This is a genomic window from Streptomyces bambusae, assembly GCF_019400985.1.
Taxonomy (GTDB): Bacteria; Actinomycetota; Actinomycetes; order Streptomycetales; family Streptomycetaceae; genus Streptomyces; species Streptomyces bambusae_A.
Map to the genome: position 1 here is coordinate 1 of NZ_WTFF01000444.1, position 4,730 is coordinate 4,730.

At 74.0% G+C, this 4,730-nt stretch carries 5 protein-coding genes; 3 read left to right on the top strand and 2 right to left on the bottom strand.

Annotation, left to right across the window (positions count from 1 at the left end; genetic code table 11):
• Positions 1–238 precede the first annotated feature (238 nt).
• The 3 genes from GPJ59_RS33590 (at position 239) to GPJ59_RS33600 (ending at position 2,610) form a co-directional block, all read left to right on the top strand.
• Positions 239–1,303: an alkene reductase gene (locus GPJ59_RS33590; protein WP_219671706.1), complete on the top strand. Its 1,065-nt coding sequence runs from the start codon at positions 239–241 to the stop codon at positions 1,301–1,303.
• An 87-nt stretch (positions 1,304–1,390) separates the two neighbouring features.
• On the top strand, positions 1,391–1,780 hold the full coding sequence (locus GPJ59_RS33595; RefSeq protein ID WP_219671707.1) for a VOC family protein: 390 nt from the start codon (positions 1,391–1,393) through the stop codon (positions 1,778–1,780).
• 164 nt (positions 1,781–1,944) lie between these two features.
• A complete protein-coding gene (locus tag GPJ59_RS33600) occupies positions 1,945–2,610 on the top strand; it encodes an HAD family acid phosphatase (RefSeq protein WP_258025307.1) in 666 nt (221 codons plus the stop codon).
• A gap of 198 nt (positions 2,611–2,808) precedes the next feature.
• Here the strand turns inward: GPJ59_RS33600 and GPJ59_RS33605 are convergent, their stop codons facing one another.
• Positions 2,809–3,489 (bottom strand): HAD family hydrolase, encoded by a 681-nt coding sequence (locus GPJ59_RS33605; RefSeq protein WP_219671708.1) that lies wholly within the window; start codon positions 3,487–3,489, stop codon positions 2,809–2,811.
• Between the two features lie 2 nt (positions 3,490–3,491).
• The coding region (locus GPJ59_RS33610; protein ID WP_219671710.1) for a cytochrome P450 at positions 3,492–4,730 on the bottom strand (1,239 nt) is incomplete at its 5' end.

Sequence of the window (4,730 nt, forward strand, 5' to 3'; positions counted from 1 at the left end):
TCCGGCCTTCCGGCCTTCCGGCCTTCCGGCCTTCCGGCCTTCCGGCCTTCCGGCCTTCCGGCCTTCCGGCCTTCCGGCCTTCCGGCCTTCCGGCCTTCCGGCCTTCCGGCCTTCCGGCCTTCCGGCCCTCCGGCCCTTCACAGTGTCACGGAGATTTTATCTTGGTCGGCCAATGAATGGGTGTATGGTGTGGTCCGAGCCAATCATTGGCCGACCAATCATCTCTTGTGAGGCAGTCATGACCACCGCTTTCGACTCGATCACCGTCGCCGGCACGCAGCTCGCCAACCGCATCGCCATGGCACCGATGACGCGCAGCCGCGTCGGCGTGGACGGGGTGCCCACGGAACTGACCGCCGAGTACTACGTCCAGCGCGCCTCGGCGGGGCTGATCATCACCGAGGGCATCCAGCCCTCGGTCGTCGGCCAGGGCTACCCGTTCACCCCGGGGCTGCACACCGCCGAGCAGGTCGCCGGCTGGCGCCGGGTCACCGATGCGGTGCACGCGGCAGGCGGCCGGATCTTCGCGCAGCTCATGCACACGGGCCGGATCGGCCACCCCTCCCTCCTGCCCGACGGGCTGATCCCCGTCGGTGCCTCGCCCGTCCGGGCCGCGGGCCAGGTCTTCACCGGCGCCGGGATGATGGACTTCGTCACGCCGCGCGAGCTGACCGGAGCCGAGGTACGCGAGACCATCGCCGACTTCGCGGCCGCCGCGCGCAATGCCGTCGAGGCGGGCTTCGACGGGGTCGAGCTGCACGGCGCCAACGGCTACCTGATCCACCAGTTCCTCTCCCCGAACACCAACAAGCGCACCGACGAGTGGGGCGGCACCCTCGAGAACCGCATCCGCTTCGCGGTGGAGGTCGTCGAGGCCGTGGTCGCCGAGATCGGTGCCGAGCGCACGGCCCTGCGCATCTCGCCCGGGAACACCTACAACGACATCGACGAGCCCGACCCGCAGCCCGCGTACGAGGCGCTGGTCAAGCAGCTCGACCCGATCGGCCTGGCCTACCTGCACGTGCTGGAGACCGCCGCGCACAGCCGGGAGACCACCCTCGCCCTGCGCCGGCAGTACTCCGGGACGGTGGTCCTCAACCCGGCCACGGAAGGCCCCACCGACCACCGCTCGCTCGCCCTGATCGAGGAGGGCGTGGCCGATGTGCTCTCCTTCGGGGCGCTCTTCCTGGCCAACCCCGACCTCCCGGCCCGGCTGCGCACCGAGGGCCCGTACAACACTCCTGACCAGCCGACGTTCTTCGGGGGCGACGCCCGCGGCTACGTCGACTACCCGACGCTGTAGGGCGACCGCGGCAGGCTCCGGCGCGCCGGACCGGTGGTGGGGGCGCCCTCCTGGGCGACCTGCCGGTCCGGCGCTACGGTGGCCCCCATGGTGCATGTCCTCGGCAGTCGCGTCCTGTTGCGCCCCACCGACCCGGACCGCTCCCGCGCCTTCTACGGCGAGGCGCTCGGCCTGGCCGTCCACCGGGAGTTCGGCACCGGCCCCGAGCACGGCACGGTCTACTTCCTGGGCGGCGGCTTCCTGGAGGTCTCCGGGCGCGGCGACCACCCCCCGGCCCCTGGCCTGCGGCTGTGGCTCCAGGTCGCCGACGTGCGGGCGGCGCACGAGGAACTGCGCGGCCGGGGCGTCGAGATCCTCCGGCCGCCGCTCCAGGAGCCCTGGGGGCTGATCGAGATGTGGATCGCCGACCCGGACGGCGTACGCATCGTGCTGGTCGAGGTCCCCGCCGACCACCCGTTGCGCTACCGGCCCTCCTGACCCGGGACGGCACTGCCGCCTCACCCGCCGACGCCGCGGGCTCCCGTGCACGCCGGTTCACCGGACGGCCACGAAATATTTCCTACCGGCCAGTAGATATATGGCCGGATCTTGCTGATCCTTGGTTGCGTTCATGCCAAAAGCCGTGACCGAGGAGCCCCCACATGCCCAAGTCCCGTATGCGGACGTCCCGTTCGGCCGTCGCCGTCGCCGCGGCGACCGCCGTCCTCACCCTCGTCCCGACGGCTGCCGCGCAGGCGGCGCCGGTCCCCGCGCCCGCCCCGGTCACGAGCACGGCGTCCGCGCCCGGCGGCAACGCGGTCTTCCTCGGCCTCGACTACGAGACCTGGCAGCGCGACGTCGCCACCGTCATCGACGCCGCCCGCCCGGCCATCGAGCAGCGCCTCGCCTCCGCCCGCCCGGGCGAGAAGCCGGCGATCGTCCTCGACATCGACAACTCCTCGCTGGAGACGGACTTCCACTACTTCTGGACCTTCCCGACCCCGGCCATCGCCAAGGTCCGCTCCCTGGTCCAGTACGCCCACTCGCAGGGCGCCGCGGTCTTCTTCGTCACCGCCCGCCCCGGCATCATCCACTCCCTGACGACGTACAACCTCACGTCCGTGGGCTACCCGGTGACCGGGCTCTACGTCCGTGACCTGCCCGACCTCTTCCAGGAGGTCAGCGCCTACAAGACGGCCAAGCGCGCCGAGATCGAGGCCCGCGGCTACACGATCATCGCCAACATCGGCAACCGCGAGAGCGACCTGGTCGGCGGCCACGCCGAGCGCACCGTCAAGCTGCCCGACTACGGCGGCAAGCTCTCCTGAACCGTCCGCCGACCCGTCCCGTCCAGGAGGTCGCACCACACCCGGATGCCGCGTACGCAGCCTGCGTACGCGGCATCCGCGCGTGCCGCCGGGCGCCGGCCGCTCCGGGCCGGGGCGGCTCACGGTGCGCTCGGCTCACGGCGTGCCCAGCTCAAGGCGCGCTCGGCTCACGCGTGCTCAGACCACAGCTCGCCCGGCTCAAGGCGCGCTCGGCTCCGCCCCCTCCGCGAACGGGCTCCCGTCCAGCTGGGCCAGCAGCTCCGCCGGATGCGCGTACACCGCCGCCGCACCCGCCTGCGCCAGGTCCTCCCGCGGAATGCCCCCGCTCAGCAGCCCGACGCAGGTCACCCCGGCCCGGCAGCCCGCCTCCATGTCCCACACCGTGTCCCCGACGAACACCGCGCGCCGCGGCTCCACCCCGACCAGCTCCAGCGCGCGGTGCAGCGGTTCCGGACCGGGCTTGCCCTCCCGCACGTCCTCGCCGCTCACCGACGCCGCGATGACGTCCTCCGCGTCGATCGCCGCACGCAGCACCGCCAGTTCGGCCGCCGAGGCCGAGGTGACGAGGACGACCCGCCAGCCGCGCCGGTCCAGCCGGCGCAGCAGGTCGCCCGCCGACTGCAGCGCGGGCAGCCGGTCGAACCACGTGCCGTAGAAGGCGTCGTGGGCGGCAGTGATCTGCCCGTTCTCGTCGGGGCCGCGCCGCCCGCCCAGCACCTGGCCGACCAGCTCCGCGGCCGGCAGCCCGAGCGCGCGGTGCACCGCGTGCATGGAGACCGTGTGCCCGGCCTGGCGCAGTGCCTCGAACCAGGCGGTGACGTGCAGGTAGTTGGTGTCGGCGAGTGTGCCGTCCACGTCGAACAGCGCGGCGCGGTCCATGGTCAGCCTCCTCGTGGTGCGACCCCGGCTGCGGTGTGGACCGCGGCCTGCGCACCGGCGTTCCCGGCACCGGCGCCGGCGCCCGACGCGAGGGCGATGACGAAGCCGCTGCGCGGCAGGGTCGGGATCCGGTGCAGCGGGATCCGCAGGTCCTGCTCCTGCGGGACCTCGTACTCCGTCCGGGCCAGCTCGGTGCACAGCGCGGCGAGCACCCGTACGGTGATGTCCTCGCCCGGGCAGCGGTGCCCGCGGTGGACGTCCCCGCCGCCCTGCGGGACCAGCTCGTCGCGCCCCGGCCGGCGGCCGAGGAAGCGCCCCGGGTCGAAGCGGAACGGCTCGTGCCACAGCGCGGGATCGTGGTTCTGGCCGAAGAGGTCGAGCAGCACCAGGCTGTCCTTCTCGATGAGCTCACCGTGCCAGGTCAGGTCGGCGGCGGCGAGCCCGCCGGCGAACGGGGCGAACGGGTAGAAGCGGCGGACCTCGTGCGCGAACGCGGTCTCGTACGCGGGACCCTCCGCGGCCCGCAGCTCCGCGCGCAGCTCCGGGTCCCGGTGCAGGGCGTGCGCGCCGAACGTGACGAACCAGGCGACGGCCACGGTGGGCCGGACGATGTTCAGCAGCTCCACGGCCGCGGTCCGCGCGTCCAGCAGCTGCCCGTCGGCATCCCGGTGGAACGCCACCCGCTCCAGCAGCTCGCCCCGCGCCCCCTTGGCCCGGGCCCGTTCCACGGTGCGGGCCAGCACCCGCTCCTGCCGGGCCCGCGCCCGGCGGGCCCGCCAGTGCCGGGGCCCGACCGCGGCGAAGCCGTCGACCATCGCCACGCAGTCCCGGGCCGTACGGGCCGCGGCGCGCCCCGCGTGCGGCAGCCCGGCCCACTCGCAGACGGCCCCGGCCAGCACCTCCGCGACCTCGTCGAACAGCACCACCCGGCCCCCGTCCGGCCACCGCGCGGCGGCCTCGCGCCAGCGGCGCAGGACCGTCGCGGTGAGCGCCTCCACGGCCTCGGCGTCCATCAGCATGCCGGTGAACAGGGACTTGCGGACCCGGTGCGGCTCCCCGTCGAGGGTGTGCACGGCGCCGCGCCCGAAGAGCGTGTCCAGGACCGGCCCGGGCAGCGCCCCGGCCCGCCGCACATGGCTCTCGTCGTAGACGAAGCCCACCGCGGCCGGGCCGCTCAGGAACACCGCGGGCCGCCCCAGGAGCCGGGCCCGCACCGGTCGGCCGGCACCGCCTGCCCCGTC

Excerpts from the sequence above, each read along its gene's own strand:
- GPJ59_RS33590 (WP_219671706.1), top strand. The coding sequence starts at position 239 with ATGACCACCGCTTTCGACTCGATCACCGTCGCCGGCACGCAGCTCGCC.
- GPJ59_RS33595 (WP_219671707.1), top strand. The coding sequence starts at position 1,391 with ATGGTGCATGTCCTCGGCAGTCGCGTCCTGTTGCGCCCCACCGACCCG.
- GPJ59_RS33600 (WP_258025307.1), top strand. The coding sequence starts at position 1,945 with ATGCCCAAGTCCCGTATGCGGACGTCCCGTTCGGCCGTCGCCGTCGCC.
- GPJ59_RS33605 (WP_219671708.1), bottom strand. The coding sequence starts at position 3,489 with ATGGACCGCGCCGCGCTGTTCGACGTGGACGGCACACTCGCCGACACC.